At 68.1% G+C, this 22,762-nt stretch carries 14 protein-coding genes; 5 read left to right on the top strand and 9 right to left on the bottom strand.

Annotation, left to right across the window (positions count from 1 at the left end; all coding sequences use genetic code 11):
- The first annotated feature begins 26 nt into the window (after positions 1–26).
- From DAT35_RS03715 to DAT35_RS03700, 4 genes are read left to right on the top strand one after another with little or no spacing between them, the layout of a single operon-like run.
- Positions 27–1,004 (top strand): hypothetical protein, encoded by a 978-nt coding sequence (locus tag DAT35_RS03715; protein WP_108065457.1) that lies wholly within the window; start codon positions 27–29, stop codon positions 1,002–1,004.
- A 22-nt stretch (positions 1,005–1,026) separates the two neighbouring features.
- The gene (locus DAT35_RS03710; RefSeq protein ID WP_108065456.1) at positions 1,027–2,811 is read left to right on the top strand and encodes a radical SAM protein; all 1,785 of its coding nucleotides are present in this window, start codon (positions 1,027–1,029) and stop codon (positions 2,809–2,811) included.
- 22 nt (positions 2,812–2,833) lie between these two features.
- Positions 2,834–3,727: a cupin-like domain-containing protein gene (locus DAT35_RS03705; RefSeq protein WP_108065455.1), complete on the top strand. Its 894-nt coding sequence runs from the start codon at positions 2,834–2,836 to the stop codon at positions 3,725–3,727.
- A gap of 12 nt (positions 3,728–3,739) precedes the next feature.
- Positions 3,740–5,059: an MFS transporter gene (locus tag DAT35_RS03700; RefSeq protein WP_108065454.1), complete on the top strand. Its 1,320-nt coding sequence runs from the start codon at positions 3,740–3,742 to the stop codon at positions 5,057–5,059.
- Between the two features lie 15 nt (positions 5,060–5,074).
- Here DAT35_RS03700 and DAT35_RS03695 read toward each other — a convergent pair whose 3' ends face one another.
- The 5 genes from DAT35_RS03695 to DAT35_RS03675 all read right to left on the bottom strand — a co-directional run bounded on the left by DAT35_RS03695 (position 5,075) and on the right by DAT35_RS03675 (position 11,064).
- On the bottom strand, positions 5,075–6,346 hold the full coding sequence (locus DAT35_RS03695) for an imm11 family protein (protein WP_108065453.1): 1,272 nt from the start codon (positions 6,344–6,346) through the stop codon (positions 5,075–5,077).
- A 15-nt stretch (positions 6,347–6,361) separates the two neighbouring features.
- Complete coding sequence (locus DAT35_RS03690; RefSeq protein ID WP_108065452.1) at positions 6,362–7,708, bottom strand: AHH domain-containing protein; 1,347 nt, start codon at positions 7,706–7,708, stop codon at positions 6,362–6,364.
- Positions 7,709–7,885: 177 nt separating this feature from the next.
- Positions 7,886–8,659 carry a hypothetical protein gene (locus DAT35_RS03685; protein ID WP_108065451.1) on the bottom strand — a complete coding sequence of 258 codons (774 nt, stop codon included), beginning with the start codon at positions 8,657–8,659 and terminating at the stop codon, positions 7,886–7,888.
- A 106-nt stretch (positions 8,660–8,765) separates the two neighbouring features.
- Complete coding sequence (locus tag DAT35_RS03680; protein WP_108065450.1) at positions 8,766–10,394, bottom strand: ATP-binding protein; 1,629 nt, start codon at positions 10,392–10,394, stop codon at positions 8,766–8,768.
- The gene (locus tag DAT35_RS03675; protein ID WP_108065449.1) at positions 10,363–11,064 is read right to left on the bottom strand and encodes a response regulator transcription factor; all 702 of its coding nucleotides are present in this window, start codon (positions 11,062–11,064) and stop codon (positions 10,363–10,365) included. The genes DAT35_RS03680 and DAT35_RS03675 overlap by 32 nt, the downstream gene beginning before the upstream one ends.
- A gap of 139 nt (positions 11,065–11,203) precedes the next feature.
- On the opposite strand from DAT35_RS03675, the gene DAT35_RS03670 reads away from it, so the two are divergent.
- A complete protein-coding gene (locus tag DAT35_RS03670) occupies positions 11,204–12,613 on the top strand; it encodes an SPFH domain-containing protein (RefSeq protein ID WP_233261278.1) in 1,410 nt (469 codons plus the stop codon).
- Between the two features lie 40 nt (positions 12,614–12,653).
- Here the strand turns inward: DAT35_RS03670 and DAT35_RS03665 are convergent, their stop codons facing one another.
- The 4 genes from DAT35_RS03665 to DAT35_RS03650 form a co-directional block, all read right to left on the bottom strand.
- Positions 12,654–13,526: a serine hydrolase gene (locus DAT35_RS03665; protein WP_108065447.1), complete on the bottom strand. Its 873-nt coding sequence runs from the start codon at positions 13,524–13,526 to the stop codon at positions 12,654–12,656.
- Positions 13,527–13,595: 69 nt separating this feature from the next.
- Entirely contained in the window at positions 13,596–15,896 is a 2,301-nt protein-coding gene (locus tag DAT35_RS03660; protein WP_233261277.1) for an AAA family ATPase, read from the bottom strand.
- Positions 15,889–19,368 carry an AAA family ATPase gene (locus DAT35_RS03655; protein WP_108065446.1) on the bottom strand — a complete coding sequence of 1,160 codons (3,480 nt, stop codon included), beginning with the start codon at positions 19,366–19,368 and terminating at the stop codon, positions 15,889–15,891. The genes DAT35_RS03660 and DAT35_RS03655 overlap by 8 nt, the downstream gene beginning before the upstream one ends.
- Entirely contained in the window at positions 19,365–22,718 is a 3,354-nt protein-coding gene (locus DAT35_RS03650; RefSeq protein ID WP_108065445.1) for an AAA family ATPase, read from the bottom strand. The genes DAT35_RS03655 and DAT35_RS03650 overlap by 4 nt, the downstream gene beginning before the upstream one ends.
- Positions 22,719–22,762 lie beyond the last annotated feature (44 nt).

Below are 22,762 nucleotides of genomic sequence, written 5' to 3'. Positions count from 1 at the left end.
CCCACCGTCAGTGTGGTGGAGGAAGCTTGCGTAAGCGAATCGTCGAGTACGTCCTCTCAACCCAGGAGGAACAGGAGCTCCTCACGCGGCTCGAGCAGGACCTGCGCTGGTACCACAGTACGCCCTACGCGCACCTGACGGCCTTCCTCGTGGCGCCCCACGACAACGAGCAGGTGCGCGCGCAGCTGGAGCGGATCATTGGTGTGTTCCGGGAGCGCAAGGACTCTCAGAAGTCCGACCCGAACTTCAAGATTCTGAGCTCGGCCAGACCAGACGCGTCGTTCGTCGATCTCCTCACCCGCCTGGACTGCCGGCTGCCGAGGCTCACGCTGCTGCCACACCTCACGGACCGGGAGGACTTCTCCACCCTGGCGGACACCCTCCGGTCCACGGCCTCGCTCCTGCGCAGCTACATCATCGACTTCCGGTTCTGCATCACCGCCGAGCGTCTGCCTCAGACGCTCCCGGCGCTGCTGACCGAGCTGAGCAAGCTCTCCGAGCGTCCGGAGGATCGGGCCCTGCTGACGCGCTTCCCCGTGATCGAGGTCCCCTTCACGGTGGGCGGCGACGACCCGGCGCTGCTGGCGAGTTCCCTCGCCGAGCTCTGGTCCCGCTGGCCGCAGCTGAACGACTCGGTGAACCTGAGCCGCAGCGGCTACGTGAAGCACTTCTACGCACTCAAGGAGCTGTGGCACCTCGCGCGGATCATGCACCAGGAGCAGTCCATCGAGGCCGACATTGCGAAGCTGCGCGCGAGCTACGGCGTCGAGGCCGCGGTGGAGGCCCGGATCGCCGCGTTCGACCGGGCATTCCTCGAGCGGTATGCCTCGCTCGGCCGGTACAACGAGTGGCGGCACAGCAGCAACAGCGTGGTCCTGGAGTTCGATCTGGATTCGATCGCCGACACCTACGAGTGCCAGTCCCCTGTCTTCGTGGACAACAGGTGGATCCTCGAGCGCAACTCGTTGGAGCTCGAGAGCGACAAGGAAGAAAGCAAGCGCTGAACCTTCAACACCGGGTGACCCCATGGCAGACAATCCGTCCGGAGTCGACGACAACGCCGCCCAGCCCGAGAAGAACACCCCCGGCACCCCGACCGCTCGCGTGCGGGGCACGGACGTGGTCCTCCTCAAGATGCCGAACCACAACATGGACTACCCGCATCTGGCGGTGCCCACGTTGACGGCTGCGCTGAGGAAGAACTTTCTCAAGGTAAAGCAGCAGGACGTCAACGTCCTGCTCCGGGACTTCCTCCTCACCGAGGCGCAGCTCAAGGATCTCGCCTACCGCTTCCTCCCCGCGCTCGCCAAGGCGCACGTCGACATGCCGGCGGACTTCGATCGCATCCGCAACGCGCTCGTCTACCTGCACTACATCGACAACCAGATCGGCTTCGCGCGGGTCGAGCAGGTGAAGCAAAAGCTCCAGGCCCGCCGCTATGAGGAGGTCTTCTGCGACGAGCAGGAGAGCAGCCTCGCCTCGCTCATCTTCGTGCTGACCGGGATGCTTCACATCGTCATCGATCTGGCGTTGACCTATGACGAGGCCGGCGGAGAGATCGACAACCCGGTGACGAACTTCCTGCACCAGAAGGTGCTGGAAGTGGCGGCCCTGCAGCCTCGGGTGGTGGGCTTCTCCGTCATCCAGATCCAGCGCAAGGCCACCCTGTGGTTCGCCCGGCGCCTCAAGCCGCTCATCACCGGGAAGATCGTCGTCGGGGGCCCGGACGCCTCCACCTTCAAGGAAGAGTACCTGAAGAACAACGACTGCATCGACTACGCCTTCCTCAAGGAGGCGGAGACGACCTTCCTCGAGTTCCTCCGCGGCAAGCCTGTCGAGCAGCTCGACGGCATCGTCTATCGGAACGCGGAGGGCGCCATCCAGGTCAACGAGCCGCGCCACGACATCCAGCTGTCGATCTTCCGCCCGGACTTCGACGGCTACGATCTCGACAAGTTCCTGCTGCCGACGCTGCCCCTGTCCACCTCGCGCGGCTGCGCCTTCGCCAAGTGCACGTTCTGCAACCACTACAAGACGTACTCGGGCTACTACAGCAATGACGCCGTGAAGACGGTGGACAACATCGAACTGCTGGTGAAGCGCTACAACACTCGCTTCTTCCACTTCGTGGACGACATGCTGGAGGTGCACGAGGGCACGGCCATCGCCGAGGAGCTGATCCGGCGCAACCTCGACGTGAACATCCTCACCTACGCCCGCTTCGAGCCCCAGTTCACCGACGAGAAGATCCTGGAGCGCTGGCAGCAGGCTGGCATCCGCGTCATCGAGTGGGGCCTGGAGTCCGCCTCGCAGGAGGTCCTCAAGAAGATGATCAAGGGGGTCTCCATCCGGCAGGTGCAGAACATCCTCGACATCAGCAGCCAGAAGGGGATCGTGAACAAGCTGATGCTGTTCCACAACTACCCCGGCGAGACGGTGGATCAGCTCAAGATGACCGTGGACTTCCTGCGCAAGAACGTGCTCGACAAGAAGGTACGCCCCTTCTTCACGGTCCGCGGGAAGCTGGAACTGCGCCTGTTCACGCCGCTGGAGATCACCTCCCGCGACTACGCGAAGTCCCCCTTCCGCAAGCGCTACGAGCGCTCCAGCTCGTTCGACTCGCTGCTGGGCTACGCGGACGAGGACGACTACCCGCGCAAGGTCGAGTACATCGAGAGCTTCATCAATGAGATGTCCGAGTACCTCAACAAGAACCGGATCTTCTCGACGAACGACGAGAACATGTCGCTGGATCTGCTGATCCTGGACATGAAGCGGCGTGGCCTCGAGACAGCGGTGACCGTGCAGTAGCACGGAGGGTGAGGAGCACACCGTGACGTCACAGGCCATTCCCCGGGTCCCGCTCGTCTCCCGCGAGGAGTTCCTCGCGTCGTGGGAGAAGGCGGAGCGGCCGGTCATCTTCACCGGCGCCACCCGGGACTGGCCTGCCTCCTCGAAGTGGACGCTCGAGTGGTTCCGAGCCATGCACGGAGGCGCCGAGATCACCGTGCGGTCGGCGCTGTACACCTGGGGCGCCATCCCCGGCGCCTCGGCGCCGCTGGGCGGCGCGCGGAGGATGAAGCTGGCCGCCTACCTGGACGAGGTGGAGGCCTCCTCCGCGCGGCCGCTCGAAAGCAACCTGGACGCGATCGCGGACGAGATGCTCGGGAAGCGGCCCGAGGAGATCAACCACCTGGTGGGGCCCTCGCTGCTCAAGGCGGTGCCCTCGTTGCGAGCGGACGTCCGCTTCCCGGACTATGCGCCCCGGTGGCTGGAGCGCCTCACCGAGTCCTCCGTCTGGATCGCTCCGCGCGGCACCTTCGCTCAGCTCCACCGGGATCGCGCCCACAACCTCTACGCCCAGCTCTCCGGCCAGAAGCGCTGGCAGCTCTACGCGCCCACCAAGGCCAAGCTCCTCCAGCCGGCCCGGCTCGACTGGGCCGCCGACCTGAGCGCGGTGGATCTCGACGTGGGGGTGGCCCAGCGGATGAGCGCGCGCGGGCTCCAGCCGGACCATGACTTCATCCTCGAGCCGGGCGAGATGCTCTTCCTGCCGGTGAACTGGTGGCATCGCGTCCACACCGTCTCCCCCTCCATCGCGGTCAACCTCTGGTGGTGGGACATCCCGACGACGTTGCGCGTGGGGCCGGTGGCGGCACGCATCGCCCTGCGGATGAAGCTGCACGAGGCCTATGCCTCCCTGAACCGCAGTGCTCCCCGGGGCTGAGGCCGCCCGGCCATGAGCACCCCTGAGAGCGGAACGCTGCGCTTCGTCATCATCTGGGGCGGTCAGACGGTGTCGATGCTCGGCAGCGCCCTCACCGGCTTCGCCCTGGGGCTCTGGGTGTATCGCCTCACCGGCTCGGTGATGGACTACGCGCTGATCTTCGCCCTCACCGTCCTGCCCGGGATGCTCGTGGCGCCGATCGCTGGCGTGCTGGTGGATCGGTGGGAGCTGCGCAACGCGATCAGGCTGGGCGATCTCGGCGCGGGGCTGGTCAGCCTCGCCTATGCCGTGCTGCTCTCGTTGGATCGGCTCACGCCCTGGCATGTCTACGTGGGCACCGCCATCGCTTCGGTGAGCTGCGCGTTCCAGCGGCCGGCGTACACCGCGCTGACACCAGCGCTCGTCCCCGCGCGGCACCTGGGCCGGGCCAACGGCCTGACACAGGCGAGCGACGCCGCCGTGCCCCTGATCGCCCCCCCGCTGGCGGGGTTCCTGATGAGCGTCACCCACCTGGAGATGGTGGTATTCATCGACTTCATCAGCTTCCTGGTCGCCATCACCACTGTGTCGCTCATCCGGCTCCCGCGCTCTGGGAGCCCGGCCTCCCCGAAGGCGAGCACCTCGACACTGCACCAAGCGCTCGAAGGGTGGAACTACCTGAAGGAGCGCCGGGGCCTGCTCGGCCTGCTCGCGTTCGCCGTCGTCACCAACGCGGCGCTCTCCGCCATGCAGGTGCTGCTGCCTCCGCTGGTGCTGGAACTCGCGGGCCCGGCCGTGCTCTCGGGCCTGCTGAGCAAGGGTGGCATGGGGCTCGTGGTGGGGAGCATCGTCATGGCCGCGTGGGGCGGGCCGCGGAACCGCATCCACGGCGTGCTCGCGGTGGGGAGCGGGCTGGGGCTAATCCTGGCCCTCGCCGGGCTGTTCCCCAGCCTGACGATGCTTGGCTATTGCACCTTCCTGGCGGGGCTCTGCATCCCCATCATGGATGGGAGCAGCCAGGCCATCTGGCAAGGACAGGTGGCAGCTGCGCTCCGGGGCCGCGTCTTCGCCATGCGCGGGATGATTGCCTGGTCCGTCCAGCCGCTGGCGTACCTGCTCGCGGGCGTCATGGCGGACCATATGGACGGCGTCTCCCTCTCCGTCCCGGCGTTCTCCGAGCCGCTGGCCCTGCTCGACTCGCGCGGCCGGGGCATCGCGCTGTGCTTCATCGTCGCCGGCCTCCTGACGCTCGTCGCGGCGGTGCGGGGATACGCCTCCCGCCACGTCCGCGAGGTCGAGAAGTTCCCGCCAGACGGAGTCTCCGACGGAGCCATGTCCTCGCCGTCGGGGTGACATCCCTAGCCGGGATCACTCCAGGAGCACCGACACGACTGCTCGCCGCTGGGCGCGCGAGACGTGCTCCTCCCCGTTTTCCGAGAAGCGCCGCGCCAGCTCGACCGGGCCCTCCTCGCCACGCGTCAACACATACTCCAGTTCCGCGGGCAGCAGGGCTTTGACGGTGACGAGCCGCACCTCGCCAAAGGGCGTGGGGAACTGCCTTGGCAGCGTGCGTGACTCCAGACCCAGCAGCACGCCCACGCTGCCCTCTTTGGTGACGAGGGACGTGGGCATGTCGTTCCCCTCCACCTCCAGCGCGAGGAGGCCCGCCTTCGCCTTCTCGCGCACGTGCTCGTGGGCCACCACCTCTCTTGAGACTCGCTCCAGCAGCAGGTAGGGCCAGCTTCGACCGATGGCGTCGAGAGGAAGCTCCGTCGGCTCCGTCTCCAGGGCGAGCTCCAGTCCAAAGCCCACCGAGGGCTCCATTCGGGCGATGAAGGGGTCCGAGAGCCCCTCGGAGACAAGAAGAAGACGCCCTGCCTCCCGATGGATGACGGCCCAATTCTGCCGGTAGCCCGGCCATTCGTAGCAGATGGCCCTGGGAGCAACAGCCAGCTTGTCCAGCGTGCCGAGCGAGCTCCACGCTGCGCGCCTGGCGGCGGGAGGGGGGTCCAGAAGCTCGTTGCACTTGCGCTTGTAGGCGCGCTCCTCGTCGCTGATGGGGCTGGGGCCGGTGACTTCCGTGAACTTCAGCCCCGTGGCACCGGTGCGCTCCAGGGCCACTTTCACTTCCTCGGCGACGAGAAGGGCTGCTGGATAGCCCCAAGGCCGGAACACCTTGGCATCGCCCACCTTGGAGGGGTCTATCCGCATGCCGTAAACGGACCGATAGTATCCAAGCCTGTCGGGCCAATTGTCTTCCGGTTCCCCGTACCGCACCTCCTCGGAGGTTGCCTCATCAATGCACTTCACCAGGCGCGCGACATTGACGAGGAAGTAGGGCTCCGGCCGCGAGTCCACCTCTGCGAGGTAGAGCTGAACGTCGCCAGGAGCCAATTCGGCGAGGGTGCTGGCGACCTTTTCGGTGACCACGGGAAAATCCCCCGCGTCCGCCAATGAGTAATCGAGCGAGCTGCCAGGATGGAGGATGGGAACTCGGAGGCGGCCATCGAAACGAATGGGCACCTCGTTCAGGTACAACCGCGCGCCCACCTTCTTTCCCTGGGTGTCCAGGGTGTCGTCGAGCACCCAACGCTCCGGGCTGCTCATGTCCTCGTTCAGCCTGAAGTACCTCTTCGTCATATCGTTCTCCTAACCCTATTGGGTCCGGGTGACGAGCTTGTTGAGCCTGGAGCCTACGTCCGTAAGTTCTTTGGCCAGCCGCTCCAATTCCTGGGTGAGCGCCTCCCGACATTGCGCGGTGGTCTCGCAGCGCTTGACTGCCTTCCCGAGCCGCTCAAAGACCTCCTGATGGTACTCCTCAGGGTGAGGGCCCTTGTGGCCCGGGATGCGGACCTTGTTGGCTGGGTCCTCCATCGACATGCCGGCCTTGTCGAAGAACTTCTTGAGCGTCGGCGTCCAAGGACCGCCACGTGCTGGGGACTTTTCGTTCTCCACGGTGGCGATGTGATGGATATCGCCTTCCCCACTCTTCGCCTGATTCTGCATGGCGAGGATGGCACCCGAGCCCGCGGGAAGCATGAGCGAGAGCCGGCCCTCCACCACGGACACGGACGTCGCCTCGGACGCGGCAGCGGGCAAGCGGAAGCCGCCCGCGACGGCAGCGTTGTGCACGGCCTGGGGTAGACCCGGCAGGTCGCCTCCCTCCGAGGCACTGGCGCCCGCCTTCCACGTCGCCAGGAGGATGAGGATGCGCAGGGTGTTGGGCCCGAGCACCAGGGCGTACCGCTCGCTCGCGTCGCGCAGCTCGTGGAACGTGCTGACGGCCTCGGCGTCGTCCCAGAGTTGCTTCGTGGCGGAAATCAGCCCCCAGAGCTCGTTGCCCAGGTAGCCCCAGAGGAAAAGAGTCATCGCAATGGCGAGGCTCTTGCTCACTGGCTCCGGTGCCATGAGCACCACGAGATAGAGGGACAAACCAATGAGCAGCGTCGTCATGGCATTGGCGGAGATGTCCCGGAGGACTCCCGTGGCCGCTTCCACTGCTGGCGTGAGTGCAAGGCTGAGTGCCAGCGCGAACCTGTCGTGGTGGCTGAGAGTGGTGTCGCTCAGGCCATCTCCCATCAGCCACAAACAGTCCCCCGGAGAGCCGCGCCTTTCGCACAGGAGCCCATAGCCCTCTTCGACACTGGCGCCGCCCGTGCTCCCGGGCGGCCAGGAGGCCAATGCCAGGCGGCCGGTCAACGGCCTGGAGGGACGGGTGGCTACCCTCAGGGGCACCTCGAGGACGAGTTGGGTGAAGGCCTCGCGAAACTCCGCCTCCGAGACCTGGACGGGCGTGAAGTCGCTGCTCGGCGCGAGGGTGACGTACTCCCTCGGGGCCGGTGGAGGCACAGGCGACCTGTAGCGGTAGCCCGCCATGAGGCTGCCCCGAGGGACACCCGTGGCGCACGCGGACTGGAGGAAAAGGATGATGAGGAACCAGCCGCCCAGCAGGGGGCGCGGCCGCGCGCCAGGTGGGCGCGGGCCAAGAAGACGGGTGGGCACGGCGCACCTCCGGAAGTCACGGCGGAAAAAACCGTTTCTCCGGAACTACACGGAAATGCGGGCGTGCCCGTCAAGCCACCAGGTTGGCCAAATACGGAGGGACGCAGCGGGTAGGCTGTGAACTGAACAGAACTCCTCGAAGGGCGGCACCTATGGCGCGGGCCTGGAGGTGACGCGTCAGCGGAGCTCGAAACCTTCGCCGCCGTCCACGCTGGTGCCTTGAGGGCGCGGCACCGCCACGGGCAGAAGACACTGGCTCTGGTAGGCCACGGTCTGCGACGGGCAGGGGCTTTTCGCAATCGGCAGCCAGCATGCGCCGGATACCTCCACCTCGAGGCCCGCCGTGCAGGGTGCCCGCTTCTGGTTGCGCAGCGGGCGCGGCGCTTCTCCTGGCCGAAGCGGCGCGGGGTCCACGTTGAGGTCCGTGGCCCAGACATCCCCCGTCTCCTCCTGAACCGGCTGCACCTCGGCGACAGGTGCCAGCGCCGCTGGCAGCAACGCCAGCACGAGCGCGGCAGCAACCGCCAGCACTCCTCTCAGACGACGCCGGGGGGGCGGCTCGTCGGCGACGGGGAATGCCTGAGCCATGCGCTCCACTCCGTTGTGCAGATCCTCGAACGTGCACACCAGCGTCTCCGCCGATTGCCGGTCGGGAGCAACGGACCAGGACGAGTGCTCCACCTCCACGGCCATGAAGTCGGGGGAGGTCGAGGAGACAAAGCGCACCCGCAAGTCGGTCAACGGCGCTTTTCCATCCTCGTCCTCGGCGGGCTTGAGCACCAGGGCCGTCGCCCCACTCTTAATGTGCGTGGCCCGGTAGAGCGCTCCCCGGCGATGATCGTCCTGCGACACCTGTTCATGGAGCTGGTACGGACCCAACTGCTCGGATTCCTCCCAGCCCGACTCCGACTCCGACTCCGACTCCGACTCCGACTCCTTCTCCGCCTCCATGCGTGCTCCTCGCTGGCCACCCTGTCTGCTCAAGGCCTGACGCCCTTGTTTGCATCAGGCCCGAAGCCCAATCCAGGAGGTGCACGGTGGCGCGAGGGAGTCCCTACTACCGAGGGTGGTCCGCCTCCACGGCGAAGGCCGCCCCCTTCTGATCCGCGGGCAACAGCTCCAGGCTGGCCCCGAAGGCGCGCAGCATCGACTGGGCGATCGTCAACCCGAGCCCCGTCCCTCCCCGCTCCCGCGCCGTCGTGAAGAAGGCATCGAAGACGCGCGCCCGGTTGGACTCGGAGATGCCCTTCCCATCGTCCCGCACCACCACCCGTCCCCTCCCCTCGCCCGGCACCCCGTCCGCCTCCAACCACACGCGCACGCCCTCGCCCCCGTGCTGCGAGGCGTTGGTGATGAGCTGCCAGACGATGTCCTCCAGCACCTCCGCGGGCAGGCCCAGGGAGAGCCCTGGCGAGACCGCACCCACCTCCACCGCGAGCCCCTGTGCCCGGGCTCTCTCCGCGAGCGACGCCAACAGCGGACCCACCTCCGTCCGCGCGGGACGAGCCACCAGCGAGTCCGCGCGTGCGAGCTCCAGCAACCGCTGCACCAGCCGCGTGAGACGCCGCGCGTCCGCATCGACGTTGGACAGGAAGCGCTCGCGCTGCTCGGGGGACATGCTGTCGGCACTGTCTCGCAGCAGTTCCACCGCGCCCTGGATGGAGGCCAGCGGTGTCTTGAACTCGTGCGACACGTTTGCCGCGAACGAGCGGATGTACTGGTTGCGATCCCTCAACGCGGTGGCCATGCCGGCCAGGGACTCGGAGAGCTCGGCGAGCTCCTGCACCACCGGGCGCGAGATGGGCTCGAAGCCCTCGGGTGCGCTGGCGGCGATGAACCGCGTCTGCCGCACCAGGGCCCGCACCGGGCGGACCACCAGCGTCGCCGCGGCCAGCGACATCAGCGAGACCACTCCCAACAGCACCAGCCCGGTGGCCGTGAGGTTCCACCGGTCCGCATAGACGGCCTTGACGAACGTCATGGGCGTGCGGGAGAGCACCACCGCGCCCCAGACCCGATCCTCCTCGAGGACCGGCAGGACCACCGTCACCCGCACACCCGTATCACGGCTCAACGACGCGAGCGGGGCGTCCTCGGGATCGGCGAGGCGTCGGCGCAGCACGCTCCGCAGCTCCCCTCGCAGGGCGCGCTGGACCTCCTCGCGTGCAATCAGCGAAGTCCCGAGGCCCGAGGAGCTGCTGGCCACCACCACGCCCTGGGTGTCCACCACCCGGATGCCGGCCAGGGTGGAGCGGCCCACGTGAACCAGCAACGGGGTGAGCCGATCTCCCATCCGCTGTGCGAGAGGCTCGGCGGGAATGGCGGAGCGCGGTGGCTCCTCCGCGGCGGGCAGCACCTCGTCCGAGGCCCGGAGCGAGGGAAGAATGGGCCGCAACTGCGAGCCCTCGGCCGCCGGGAAGGGCCAGGGAGCGATCCGGGTCAGGCCATAGTCCCCTGCTCCCACTTGCTCGTGCAGCAACTCGCGGTACACGCCGGACACCACGACGCCCTGGGCAATGAGCTCGCTCTCCGTCTGGCGGATGAGCTGGTTGTCGTAGACGCGGACGAACGCCATGCCGAGCAACGCGAGCACGAGGGCACCCAGCCCCACCGCGGCGAAGACCATCCACAGGCGCGGGCGGGCGCGCTCGAGTTCAGGGGATCGCGAGCCGGTAGCCAAGACCATGCACCGTCTGGATGACTTCGCCCCCGGCCGAGGCGAACTTCTGCCGGATGTGCCGCACGTGGCTGTCGATGGTGCGGTCACTCACCACCACGTCCTCGTAGACGCGCGTCATCAGCTCGTCCCGGGTGAAGGCCTTGCCGGGTGCGCGCAGGAGCGCGGCGAGCAGGTGGAACTCGGTGACCGTCAGCACCACCTCCTGGCCATTCCAGTAGGCGCGCCACAGGTCGAGGTCCAACCGCAAGTGCCCGCGCTGCAACACCTGGGAGGGCGAGGGAGCGGGCGCCGGGGGGCTCGCGGTGGCACGGGCCCGGCGCAGCACGGCCTTGATGCGCGCCACCAGCTCGCGAGGGCTGAAGGGCTTGGTGATGTAGTCATCGCCGCCCATCTCCAGCCCGAGAATCCGGTCCACCTCGTCGTCCCTCGAGGAGAGGAACACGATGGGAATCTCGTGGGCGCGGCGGACCTCGCGGCACATCTCCAGCCCATCCATCTCGGGCATCATGATGTCCAGGACGATGAGCGCGGGCACGGAGCGGCGCACCTGCTCCAGGCCGGCGCGTCCATGGGAGGCCTGCTCGACGTGGAAGCCCGCCTGCGTGAGGGCGAACGCCACCACCTCGCGCAGGTGCGGATCATCATCGACCACCAGGATGGAAGGACGTTCGGTCACGGCGGCTGGAACCCTATCACGAGGCCTGCTTCGCCTCGGCCCCCCCCTCCGTTCACGGCAACAGTCTGATTAGATGCGCCAAACGCCTCCGGGTACGGCGAGCCGATGACCGGCGTCCCTCCGGAGCATGGGGGCCTCGATGTCGTCGAACGAACCGGTGAGGAACGAGTACCTGGATCAGGTCCGCGAGCAGCAGCAGCGTGTCGAGGTGGACCTGAAGGCACGCAAGGTGATGGTTCCGGCCCAGAACCAGATGGCGCCTCGAGCCGCCCGGGCGGCCTTCGCCATGGCCCCTCGCGAGACTCCGGGCAACGCCGTGGACGTGCGCATCACCGGCTACTGGAGGTGGAAGACGGTCGTGGTCCCGCCCAACGCCTACGTCGTACACACCCGCCGCGGCCACACCCAGCCCCTGCACATCGGCCTGGGCGTCTCCTTCCGCTTTGATCCGGCAACGGACTCGTTCCTGGTGGTACCGGGGGCGATGCAGACCATCCTCATCAACGCGCACTGCATCTGCCGCGAGCTGCAGGGGCTGCTGGTCCAAGGCTACGTGCAGTGGATCATCGAGGACTTCGGCACCGCGTACAAGAAGCTCGACTTCACGGACGCCGAGGACCCGATGCGGGTGGTGAACGTGCAGTTGCGCGAGCAGGCCGAGGCCGCCATCAAGGACAAGGTGGCCACGATGAGCATCGACGCGGTGCTCTCGGACAAGCAGCCCATCATCGAGGAGCTGACCGCGCGTCTGCGCCACGTCGCCGAGGGCGTGGGCGGCAGCGACAAGGGCCTGGGCCTGCGCATCGTCACGGTGCAGATCAAGGAGGCGGTGGTGAGCTCGGCGCGGCTCTGGGAGAGCCTCCAGAAGCCCTTCCGGGCCGAGCGCGAGCGGGTGGCACGGCTGGCCACGCTCGAGGCGGAGGAGGCCATCTCCCACCGGGAGCTGGAAGTGGAACAGGAGCGCCAGCGGACCCGGCTGGAGAGCGACAGCGAGCTGGCGACCCTGCGTGCTCGCAAGGACGCGGAGGCCTACGACCGCGACCAGTCCGAGCGCCTGCGGCGCCAGCAGCGCGAGGAAGAGGACACCCGGAAGCTGGCCGTCGAACAGCAGCAGTCCGCGCTCCAGGCCGTCGAGCTGCAGAAGGCACGGCTGGCGGTGGAGGCGGAGCTGACGAAGCTGAAGCAGGAGCTGGAGGCGGCGCAGCGCAAGCGCGAGGCCCTGACCACCGTCGAAGTGCTGGACACGGAGCGGGCGGCGACCAACCGTCAGGCGAAGGCGGAGCTGGAGCTATTGGAGAACCGTCAGCGCATCCTCAACGGGCTCAGCACGGCCAACCTCCAGGCGAGGCTGGTGGAGCTGCTGCCGTCCATCGCCGAGAAGCTGCCGCAGCCCCAGGAACTGCGCTCGGTCACCATCGGTGGAGGCGCGGGCGTGCAGGAAGGCCAGGCGCTGACCACGCTGGTGGCGCAGATGATGGCGCTGGTGGGCGCGATGCGGCCCGAGGGCGAGCCGACCTCGAGCGGTCAGGTGGAACGCCGGGCGGAATAGGAACGAGTCGCCGGGAGTCGGTCCGCTTGTCCTCGGACCCTCAACGTGTCACGTGCGAGTAGACGCGCCGGGAGAGATCCACGATGAGGGAGCGGGCCACCTTCTCGTCCGGGATGCCGCTCGTGAGCACCACGAGGATGTAGGGAGGCCGGCCAGAGGGATAGATGATGGCGGCATCGTGGAGGACGCCGGAGATCTGCCCCGTCTTGTGCGCCACTGGCGTGCCCGGAGGCAGCCCCGCGGGAATCTCCTGGTTCAGCTCCTGGGCCAGGAGGATGGAACGCATGGCCTTCGTCGAGTCGGGTGAAGCCACCTGCCCCCGCTCGATGGCGGCCATGAGGGTGGCGAGGTCCCGAGCTGTCGTCGTGTTGTTGAGGCCCTTCTCGTATGCCTTTCCGTCCTCCACACCGCGCAGCACGGTCATCGTGGTAGCGCCCAGCGAGCGCAGGGTCTTCGTGACGCGCTTCGGGTCCACCAGGGCGATGACCGTGTTGGTGGCCAGGTTGCTCGACCGGGTGATCATCCGCTCGACGAGTTCACGCACCGGCACCGGTTTGCCGAGCCGCTCATAGAGGGCAGCGTCCTCGTCGTCCTTCGCGTTCAGGGCGTACGGTGAACCATCCACGATGGACGCGAATTGGTTGACCAGGGGCACCTGCTGGTCCAGCGCCAGCTTGCCGGCATCGGCCTGGCGGAAGAGCTCGATCATCACCGGCACCTTCATGGTGCTGGCCGCATGGAAGGAGCGATCAGCCTCCAGGTAGAGCGAGTCCTTCGCATCGCCGAGCTGCTGATAGGCGACCGCCACGGAGGCACCTTTCACCTGGGCGATGCGTGCCTGAAGGTCAGCGCGGAGGGAATCGGTGCCAGTCGGTGTCGCGGCGAGGAGGAAGAGGAGCGCGGTGGAGAACATGATGGAGCCGATGATGTCCGAACAGCGCGCCTGACCGAAAGAGCGACGTCAAGGCGCTGCGGATCGCACTCAGGCCTCGAGCACCGTCGCGAGCGCGCGGTACTCCGCTCCCAACATCCGTTCGGCGTCGCTGCCGGCCACGACCACCGGGAGCATCGCTCCCTCCAGTCCGGCCTCCGCCGAGAGCCTCACGGCGATGGGCGCCATCACCTTCGCCTCGATGAGCCGCTTCAACGGCCGGGCGCCCAGCTTCGGATCGTACCCGTGCCGGGCCAGCCAGGCCCGGGCGTCCGGCTCCACCACCAGCCGCAGCCTGCGCCGCAGCAGTCCCGCTCGGGAGGCCGCCTTCTCCAACTCCAGGTCCACGATGCGCAGCACGTCCGCCTCCGACAGACGGCGGAACGGGATGACGTGGTCGATGCGGTTGAACAGCTCCGGCCGGAACGCCTGACGGATCGCCCGGAGGAAGTCCTCGGCGCCCCGCTCGGCCCCGAAGCCCGCGGGCTCCGACTGCTCGACGCCGAGGTTGCTCGTCATGCAGACCACCGTCATCCGGAAGTCCACCAGCCGCCCGAGGCTGTCGGTGAGTCTCCCCTCCCCCAGGATGCCGAGCAGCAGATCAAACACGTCCGGATGTGCCTTCTCGATTTCATCGAAGAGCACGAGCGACATCGGTTGCTGGCGCACCCGCTCGGCGAGGCTGGTGATTCCGGGCCCCACCTCCATGAGCCGCTGGGCCGAGCCGGGCATCATGTACTCGGACATATCGAGCCGGATCATCCGATCCTCATTGCCAAAGAGCGTGCGCGCGAGCTGCTTGGACAGCTCGGTCTTTCCCACGCCCGTGGGCCCTGCGAAGAGCAGCGTGCCCACTGGCTTCTCCGGATCATTGAGCCCCGCCTTGAAGCGCGCGAGCACTCCCGCTGCCAGCTCACAGGCCCGCTCCTGGCCGATCACGCCCTGTCTCAATTGCGCCGCGAGCGTGGTCTGCTCGGCCGGGATCTCATCACTGATGAGCTGGAGCGGCAGGCCCGTATAGCGGGCGTAGGACTCGGAGACATCGCGCGGATAGATCGTGCGGACCTTGCCGCGCTCGCCCTGCTGCTCGAGCCAGTCGAGGAAGCGGAAGGCCTTGCCCGGAAACAGGCTGTCCCGCTGGAAGGTCTCGAGGTGCCCGACGAGTTGCCGCAGCCCCAGGGGGTGGATGTTCACGCGGCTGCGCTTTGCCGCCTGGTAGCGCTGCATCCACTCCGGGACCTGAGAGGCCGGTGGAGGCTCGATGCGGACGATGCGGAAGGGCCGCAGCGCCTCCGGGAAGCGCCGCTGGCAGCGCTCGAGCTCGGCTTCGGTGCACTCGGCGATGAGGGAGATCTCCCCGCTCATCGCGGCGGGAAGGAGCAGATCTCCGATCGACGATCCATCCGGCTGGGGCGCGAGGATCGACGTGATCCGGTCCACGTAGAGGTAGTCATTCTCGTACGAGAGCGCGTCGACGATCTTCAGGCAGCGCTCCTGCCACATGCCCAGGTACACCATGCCGGCGACGATGCGCTCGGCGCTGGTGCGCCAGATCTTCGGCAGACGCGCCTCCTTGTCCTCGCGCCGCATCTCCGCGATCAACCGCGCGAGCATCAGCACCCTGCTCGTCTTGCCAGCGCCCGGGCCTCCGACGAGCAACAGGGACTGGGGCGGCTGACGCTGCGCATGGGTGAGCCATTCCCGCATCAACTCGCCGTCGTACACCAGCGCCGGTTGCCTTCCGCCCAGGGCGCGCGAGGTCAGCTCCTCGCCGATCTGCTCGAGCACTTCCGGCGGACGCTCCTCACGCGCGCCGCGCCGCGAATCCCGCTGCAGCCCGCCCGGATCCCAACTGCACACGTACTCCTTGCCCTCGTGGCGGAAGTCGTAGAGGCCCTTGGGCTTCTCTCCGAGCAGCGCGGTGGTGAGCGCGTTCTGCAACACCTCGCGAGCAATGGAGAGTTCCTCGACCACGAAGGACCAGCCGAAGCGCGGCACCCTCACGCGCCAGGCCCCGCTCTCCATCTTCCCGTACACGTATGTCAGCTTCAGCGGGACCAGCGCCTTGGCGATCACCGGCCGCTTCTTGTGCACCGTCTGTGGGTGGATCTCCACGGAGATCGTCCGGGCCTCCAGCGTCTCCTCCCACAGGAACCGATCGAGCGCCGAGATGTCCTCGAGCAGCATCTGCCGCACCTGTATCTCGAGCAGCGCATAGACCTCGGCCTCGCTGGTGCCGTAGGCGGAAGGCGGAGGGGCATCGAAGAGGCTCTCCCAGACCGGCAGGATCTGGCCGGTGAGCCGCCCATCGTGATGGGTCGTGAAGTAGACGCGAAGGCTCTTGTCACTCATGACGTCCCCCGGGAATCGAACGACCGTTCGACGGATTCTGACTCATCCGCAACCGCCACAGGGCCGGCAGGGCGTCCTCCGGAGCTCTCACCCGATGGCTGCCGCTGTGGGTGAGCAGGTAGTCATCGAGCTCCAGCACCGAGACCGTGCCTGGCCGGGCTGGGGGATCGAAGCGATAGGCGCGAACGACGGGAGCGCCCGACTCGGGATCCTCCGGGAGTGGACTCACACCTTCCTGGCGCGCCTTGTGGAAGGCCTGGAGCTTCGCCCCATGCATCGCGAGCAACTCCGCGGGCTCGGGTGCGCTTGCCTCGTGGACGCGGACCTTCACGATCTCCGGGAGACGCCCCGAGGACTGCCAGACGTGCAGTCCCGCCTCCCCCTCGAAGAAGGGCCGCACGCCGGGGCCCACCAGTTTGATCGCGGCGTGCACCGGCTCCGTCATCGACGAGCCCAGGAACTCCCGGAGCTGCCGGACGCCGCCCCTCACGACGGCTCCGCCGGGCAGATGCACCGCGAAGGACTCGATGGCGCCTCGCGAGTGGGCATAGGCCGAGCAGAGCCACCGGGTGAGCAGGGAACCGGAGGGCGCACCCTGACGCCACTGCCCGAGCGGGAGCAACTCCAGCGTGATGACATGCTGGTCGGGGCTGGAGAGTTCCCGGAGGATGCGCTGGAGGAAGTAGACCTCGGACAGCGCGTCGAGCATCTGCTCGCGGGAGACGACCTTCACCGGCGCGAGCGCTCGCCGATCGAAGAGCCGGACGCGCGTGTCCTCCTGGGGCAGGTCCAGGGTGCCGAAGCGCTCGACCTCGATCATCTCGCGCGCATCCTCCTCGGGGGCGCGGGCGAGCAGCTCGAGCTGGTTCGCGAACTCCTCCAGGTACATCCGCATCGCATCGAGCGTGTACAGCGACTCGGCATGTTCGTGATCGCCCGCGTGCAGGCGCTCAAGGTGGAAGCGGACCTGCTCGGACAGCGCACCGAGGGCGGCGCTCTCCCGCATTCCCTGCACCACCTCGCGCGCCTCGAGCATCTTCTCGCGCAGCCGGGCGACGGGAAGCGCCAGGAGCGGCTCCAGCGCGAAGCCCTCGGCCACGGGCTCCCGGGGAACCAGCGCATCGGCCTGGACCTCGAAACGGCCATCGCGGATGTAGAGCTGGAACAGCCGCATCAGGGACTGGGGCCCCCGGATGATGGCCTCGGAGAGGACCTGTCCGACCTTCTCCTCCAGGTAGCGCTTGAGGGGCCGCGCGCCCAGGTGTGGATCGAAGGACTCCTCGACGATGCGCCGCTTCACCGCGTCATCGGCGGACACGAAGATGTTGCGCGACGTCAACCCGTGACGAGACAGCAGCCGCGCGAGCTCCTTCTCGACGACCTTCTCCCCCACGGCCCGCGAGAGCGGAGAGAAGTGCACGATGCGATCGATGCGGTTGAAGAGCTCGGGGGGGAAGAACTCGCGCACGGCCCGGTCGGCGTCCAGCTCCAGGGAGCGCGCATCCGGCTCCCCGATTCCCACCGCGGGCTTGCGCCGGGCACCGAGGTTGCTCGTCATCACGATGACGGTGTGCGTGAAGTCCGCCGTCTCGCCCGAGGCATCCGTCAGCCGGCCCTCGTCGAACGTCTGCAGGAGCAGGTTGAGCAGCGAGGGGTGCGCCTTCTCGATCTCGTCGAACAGCACGAGCGAGAACGGTTGCTCGCGGATCAAGCGGGTCAGACGGCCCTCGGGCTGCCAGGCGTCACCGGTGAGCCGCGCGACGGCATCGGGCGTCTGGAACTCGGCCATGTCGAGCCGCACCATGCGCGAGGCATCGCCATACAGGTAGCCGGCCAGGGCCCGCGCGAGCTCCGTCTTCCCCGTGCCCGTGGGGCCGGTGAACAGGTAGACGCCGTAGGGCCTCCGGGGATCCGTGAGTCCGGAGTGGATGCGCGCGACGAGATCGCACGCCACCCGCACCGCCTCCGGCTGCCCCATCACCTTGCGAGACAGCGCCTCATGGACCTCCTCCGGCTCCAGCTTCTCCTGGGGACCGATCAGGAAGTCCGGCAGTCCCGTCCTGCGCGAGAGGTACGCGAAGAGATCCTCGAGCTCGATGCTCTTGCCCGGGTGCCCCACCTCGGTGGCCAGCGAGCGCAGCAGATCGATCGCCTTGCCCGGCAGCGCGGCCCCGGTGAAGAGCGAGCCCGCCTGTTCGAGCAGCGCCGGGAAGAGCGTCACCTCCCAGAAGACCTGGTGTTTGGCCTCCAGCTCGCGCGACTCGTGCAGCAGCATGCGGAGCGTCTCGTCGGTGCTGGTGGGCCGCACGTGGAGCTGGGTGAAGAGCGCGGCGAAGGAGGGCGCATCGGATTCGAGCCGCTGGAGCTGCTCCGAAGTCACCGCGCCCACCAGGGTGATCTCCCCGCGAGCAAGCGCCCCCTGGAAGAAGAGCGCCAGGTGGGTGTCGCTGTCTCGCGAGCGGCCGATGCGGCCGAAGGCGTGCAGGTCCTCGACGAAGAGGATGCGCCGCCCACCCTTCGCGTCCTCGAGCAGTTTGAGGCAGCGCTGCTCCCAGTCGCCAACGTACTTCATGCCGGCGATGATCCGCTTGCCGGCGACCGTCCAGACCTCGGTCACCTTGTCCAGGTTGCGGTGCGTCTGGAAACCCTCGGCCTCCAGCTGCTCCGCGACGAAGCGCTTGAGCAGGGTCCGCTTGCCGCAGCCGGGAGGACCGACGAGCAGCACCGGCGTGCGCCGTTCCCCTCCGAGCAGGAGTTGCAACTGCTCGCGGTAGGGGCTGCGCGGCATGCCGGTCTCGAGCGAGCCCTCCGCCGCCTGGAGGGTCAGGTTCGTCCCCAGGTTGTTCAGCACCCGGGTGCCGCCGCCCGACTTCTTCTTCTTCTCCTTGCCGGGCCGATCCTCCAGCTCCAGGTCGTCCCAGGGGCCCTTCTTCCCGCCGAGCGTGTCGAGCAATGACTTCGGACTGGCCACGAACGCGAGCGCCTTGAGGCTGTCCTTGCGGTTGGAGCGCAGGGCCTCGAGCTCGTAGAACTCCAGCCCAGCCCAGGCGCGGGTGAAGAAGACCTTCGCCTGCTCCTCGAGGCTCTCACCCGTATCGACCGGAAACCACTCGTCCTGGCGCTCGGGGTGGTAGGCAATGGTCATGAGCTCGTCGCGCGTGCGCCAGCGCGGCTCGAGGATCAGCGGGAAGAGACCCGAGAACCGCGGTGTCTCGGTACCCGCGCGCACACGCTTGAAGTCGAGCTCGAGCTGCACCCGCTCCAAGCGGATGCCGCGGGGAAGCTGGAAGTACGACAGCTCCCGGATCGGCAACTCTCCGATGATGCTCCGGAGGTCCTCCACGAGCTTCTGCTGGAGCTTCACCGTGCTCCGGCCCTCGCGAGCGCGGGTATGCGGGCCGAGCGCGAGCGTGGTCCACTGGTAGCCACCGGAAGCATCCCGGCGCTGGTAGACGGCGATGGAGAGGTTCATCGGTTCGACCCCCTGACCACGTCGAGCACGAAGGAGAAGCCAGTCTCCGGCTCGAAAGCGCTGCCCCTCTCGAGGTGGAGGATGTGCTCGAGAAGGATCAACTCCAGCTCCTGGAAGTAGCCGCGGCCGTCGAGCCACATCTCGCACGCGCCATCGCACAACGCGAGCTTCCCATCGGGAAGGTGCTCACGCCCGGCCGGCATCAACCGGATCTCCTTGAGGTGCGGCTGGGTTTTTGGAGCGATGGCGGGCAGCTCGAGCTCTTTTTCAGACAGGTGGGCGGACATCGTCACGGGCGTGAGGGTGAACAGGACGGGCTCGTCCTTCTCCGTGTTCGGGAAGCGATGAAGTCCGGCCTCGAGCGCCAGGAAGGCCCCGGCGTAGGGCCCGGTGACCGACAGCAGCACGTCCCGGAAGGTGCGCCCGGGGTCGACGAGCGCCTTGCGCAGCTTCTCGGAGTCGAGGACCGTATGGTCCCACTTGCGCGTGCGGTCGCTGCTCTTGCTGGTGACCGACACACGGCCTCCGGCCGACCAGCCGCGCCGGGGCGCGTCCGCGAGCAACGGCAGGAGCCAGCGCTCCATGGCCCGTGTCTCTCCCGCCTCCTGGAGGATGAACGTGATCGCATCCCGCCGGGGCTGCAGCGCGAACAACACCGAGGGCATCAACCGGCGGATTGCCTGGCTCTGCGCGTGACCCTCGTCCACGAAAGGGGTGACGTCCTGCTGCTCGAACAGCGCCATCAGCGCCAGCTCCTCGGCGGCCAACAGCGCCGAGCGCAGCTTCCGGGCCTGGGACGCGAGCTCCTCGAGCCGGCTGTGGTCGTGATGCAGCTTTCCCATCGAGGCGGCCTCGGACCCTCGTGTGTTCCGTGGGTCGCCCTGGGCGAGCTGGGCCACCAGGAAGCGGATCTGCTCCTCGAGGTGCTCCACCGCATCCATCTGAAAGATCCCGTCGAGCTCCCGCCGCGCCTTCCGCAGTTCGTACACCTGGCGGAGCTGGTTCCGCTCCGACTTCGGGCTTCCCCTGGACAGCTCCACCGCGATCCCGCCCGGGTGCTGGGCGATCACCACGCGTCCCCCCTGGGCCTCGGCGCCGGCCGAGGAGAGCGCGCGGGCCAGGGGAACGACGAGCTGTTGATCCAGGTGCCTCCGCATGGCGCGGGCGCCATAGGCCTCCTGGTACCCCGACGCGGCGAGCGCGGTGATGATGTCGGGTGGAACGTGGAGCGAGATGCCGCGCTGGAACAGCCCGCGCCGCTGCCCCAGCCTGTCCACGCCGAGCCGGGCCACCTCCGCCGCCTGCGCGGGCGTGAGCGGATGGAAGGGAATGAGCTGATCGATGCGGTTGACGAACTCGGGCCGGAAGTGCCGGTGCACCTCGCGCAGGTAGTAGGAGGTGTCGTCCACCGCGGTGGCGCCGATGCCCAGCGGAGCGCGACGGTGCGCCACCCCGAGGTTGCTCGTCATGATGATGATGGCGTTGTGGAACCAGGCGGTCTGCCCCCGAGCGTCGGTGAGCCGCCCTTCCCCACACACCTGCAGGAGCAGATCGAAGACGGCCGGGTGGGCCTTCTCGATCTCATCGAGCAGCAGCACGCAGAAGGGCTGCTGGCGCACGCGCCGCGTGAGCAACCCCTCGCCCTGGCTGTCGCCCCGGATGAGCCGCTCGGCGGCATAGGCATCCATGAACTCGCTCATGTCGAAGCGGAACATCCGCTCCGGCGAGCCGAAGAGGAACGTGGCCAACAGCCGCGCGAGCTCCGTCTTCCCGACCCCTGTGGGGCCCACGAAGAGGAAGGTGGCCAGGGGCTTTCCCTGGGGCTGAAGCCCGGCCTTGACCATGCACAGCGTCTCCACGACGCGGCGCACCGCGAGCTCCTGGCCGACGAGCTGGCGGCGGAATTGAGCCTCCACCTCTCCGGCGAGCAGCGCGCGATCCTCGCGCAGCAGGAACTCGGGGACCCCGGTCTTGAGACTGAAGAGCGAATACACCCGCTCCCGGGAGAGCACCGGCACCCGGCCATCCCCCGTACGCTCCTGCTGAAGGCCCGCGCGCATCTCCTCGTACAGGCGCACGGCCTTGCCCGGCAGCGCGCGGCTCGGCAGGTAGCGCTCGGCCAGGTCCACGAGCGGCTCCACCGCGTCATCGGCCAACGAGGACCGGGAGGACTCCGCCTGCCGCTGCCAGGCCGCCCGGGTGCGGAGCGCCTCGCGGGTGTGCCGCGTCCCCAGGGGCTCCAGGCGCACCCGCGCGAGCACCGCGAAGAGCCCCGGATGCCGGTTCTCCATCAGGTCGAGCGCATCGGGCGTGAGCTCGCCGAGGAACCGCACATGGCCCTCCTCCAGGAAGGGCTTCATCGCGCCGGGGATGTCGACGGACTCCGTGGAGTGCTGCGCGAGCAGCTCTCCGAGGTTCTCGAAATAGAGGACGGCATCGAGGTCCTGCGCGGCGCGCATCACGCGCAGCACGCGTTCCTGCCACTGGCCGAAGCCAGACATGCCGGCGATCAGCCGCGAGCCGCTCGTCGCGTACACCCTGCGCTGGCGGCCGGCCTTGCGCTCGGCCCGGAGCCACGCGTGGAGCAGCTCCGTCTTGCCCACCAGCTCCGGCCCGACGAGCAGCACGCCCTGCCGCTTCTCACCCCCCATCAGACCCGATAGCAGCGCGAGCTCGGTGTCCCGGCCGACGAGCGGCGGCCCATGCCGGGCCTCGTCGCGATCATGCAGGGGCGTGGAGACGGAGAGGAGCACCTCGTGCGCCCGGTCGCGCTTGAGCTTCTCCTCCAGCTTCTTCTTCGCCTGCCGGGCCTTGTCGCCCGCGTCCAGGCGGCGCAGCGTGAGCGAGATGGCCTCGAGCGTCACCGTCCTGGGAGGCAGCAACCGCAGGTACTCCTGGGCGGTCGGCTCGCGCGCGGCGAGCAACCGCTCCACATCCGCGCGGACCGTCTCCCGGACGTCCTGCTTCGCGCCCACGTAGACCGTGTGATCCAGCGCGGGGACGAAGACCCAGGTCTCCTCCGCGAGCGGTATGACGACCGAGGCCAGCTCGACGGTGGTGGGCTTGATGAGGCGCTTGGGCAGATCGGCGCGCGGCGCCAGGATCTCCAGCATCTCGAGCCGCACCTGCGCGGGAAGGGAGAAGCGGGCGAGCTCCTCGGGCTCCACCCGGGACAGGTGCTCCTCGAGGAACAGGCGCTGCTCCGACAGACACGCCTCGAGGCTGGACGCGTGGCTCGTCAGGGCCGGCGCGGCCACGGGGAACACCTGGTAGTCGCCGTTCCAGAGCTGCTGGCAGAGAAGCGGAGTGGAGAAGTCGAGGGTCCCGGGCGAGGCATCGGAGGGGGCCATGTGCCCGGCATCCTATGCCGCCCGCCCCCGTGAAAGGGATAGGG

It is taken from the genome of Vitiosangium sp. GDMCC 1.1324 (assembly GCF_003044305.1).
GTDB lineage: Bacteria > Myxococcota > Myxococcia > Myxococcales > Myxococcaceae > Archangium.
The sequence above is the reverse complement of the archived record's forward strand: the minus strand, read 5'-3'. Positions and strand labels throughout refer to the sequence as shown.

Excerpts from the sequence above, each read along its gene's own strand:
- DAT35_RS03710 (WP_108065456.1), top strand. The coding sequence starts at position 1,027 with ATGGCAGACAATCCGTCCGGAGTCGACGACAACGCCGCCCAGCCCGAG.
- DAT35_RS03700 (WP_108065454.1), top strand. The coding sequence starts at position 3,740 with ATGAGCACCCCTGAGAGCGGAACGCTGCGCTTCGTCATCATCTGGGGC.
- DAT35_RS03695 (WP_108065453.1), bottom strand. The coding sequence starts at position 6,346 with ATGACGAAGAGGTACTTCAGGCTGAACGAGGACATGAGCAGCCCGGAG.
- DAT35_RS03685 (WP_108065451.1), bottom strand. The coding sequence starts at position 8,659 with ATGGAGGCGGAGAAGGAGTCGGAGTCGGAGTCGGAGTCGGAGTCGGAG.
- DAT35_RS03680 (WP_108065450.1), bottom strand. The coding sequence starts at position 10,394 with ATGGTCTTGGCTACCGGCTCGCGATCCCCTGAACTCGAGCGCGCCCGC.
- DAT35_RS03670 (WP_233261278.1), top strand. The coding sequence starts at position 11,204 with ATGTCGTCGAACGAACCGGTGAGGAACGAGTACCTGGATCAGGTCCGC.
- DAT35_RS03665 (WP_108065447.1), bottom strand. The coding sequence starts at position 13,526 with ATGTTCTCCACCGCGCTCCTCTTCCTCCTCGCCGCGACACCGACTGGC.
- DAT35_RS03660 (WP_233261277.1), bottom strand. The coding sequence starts at position 15,896 with ATGAGTGACAAGAGCCTTCGCGTCTACTTCACGACCCATCACGATGGG.
- DAT35_RS03655 (WP_108065446.1), bottom strand. The coding sequence starts at position 19,368 with ATGAACCTCTCCATCGCCGTCTACCAGCGCCGGGATGCTTCCGGTGGC.
- DAT35_RS03650 (WP_108065445.1), bottom strand. The coding sequence starts at position 22,718 with ATGGCCCCCTCCGATGCCTCGCCCGGGACCCTCGACTTCTCCACTCCG.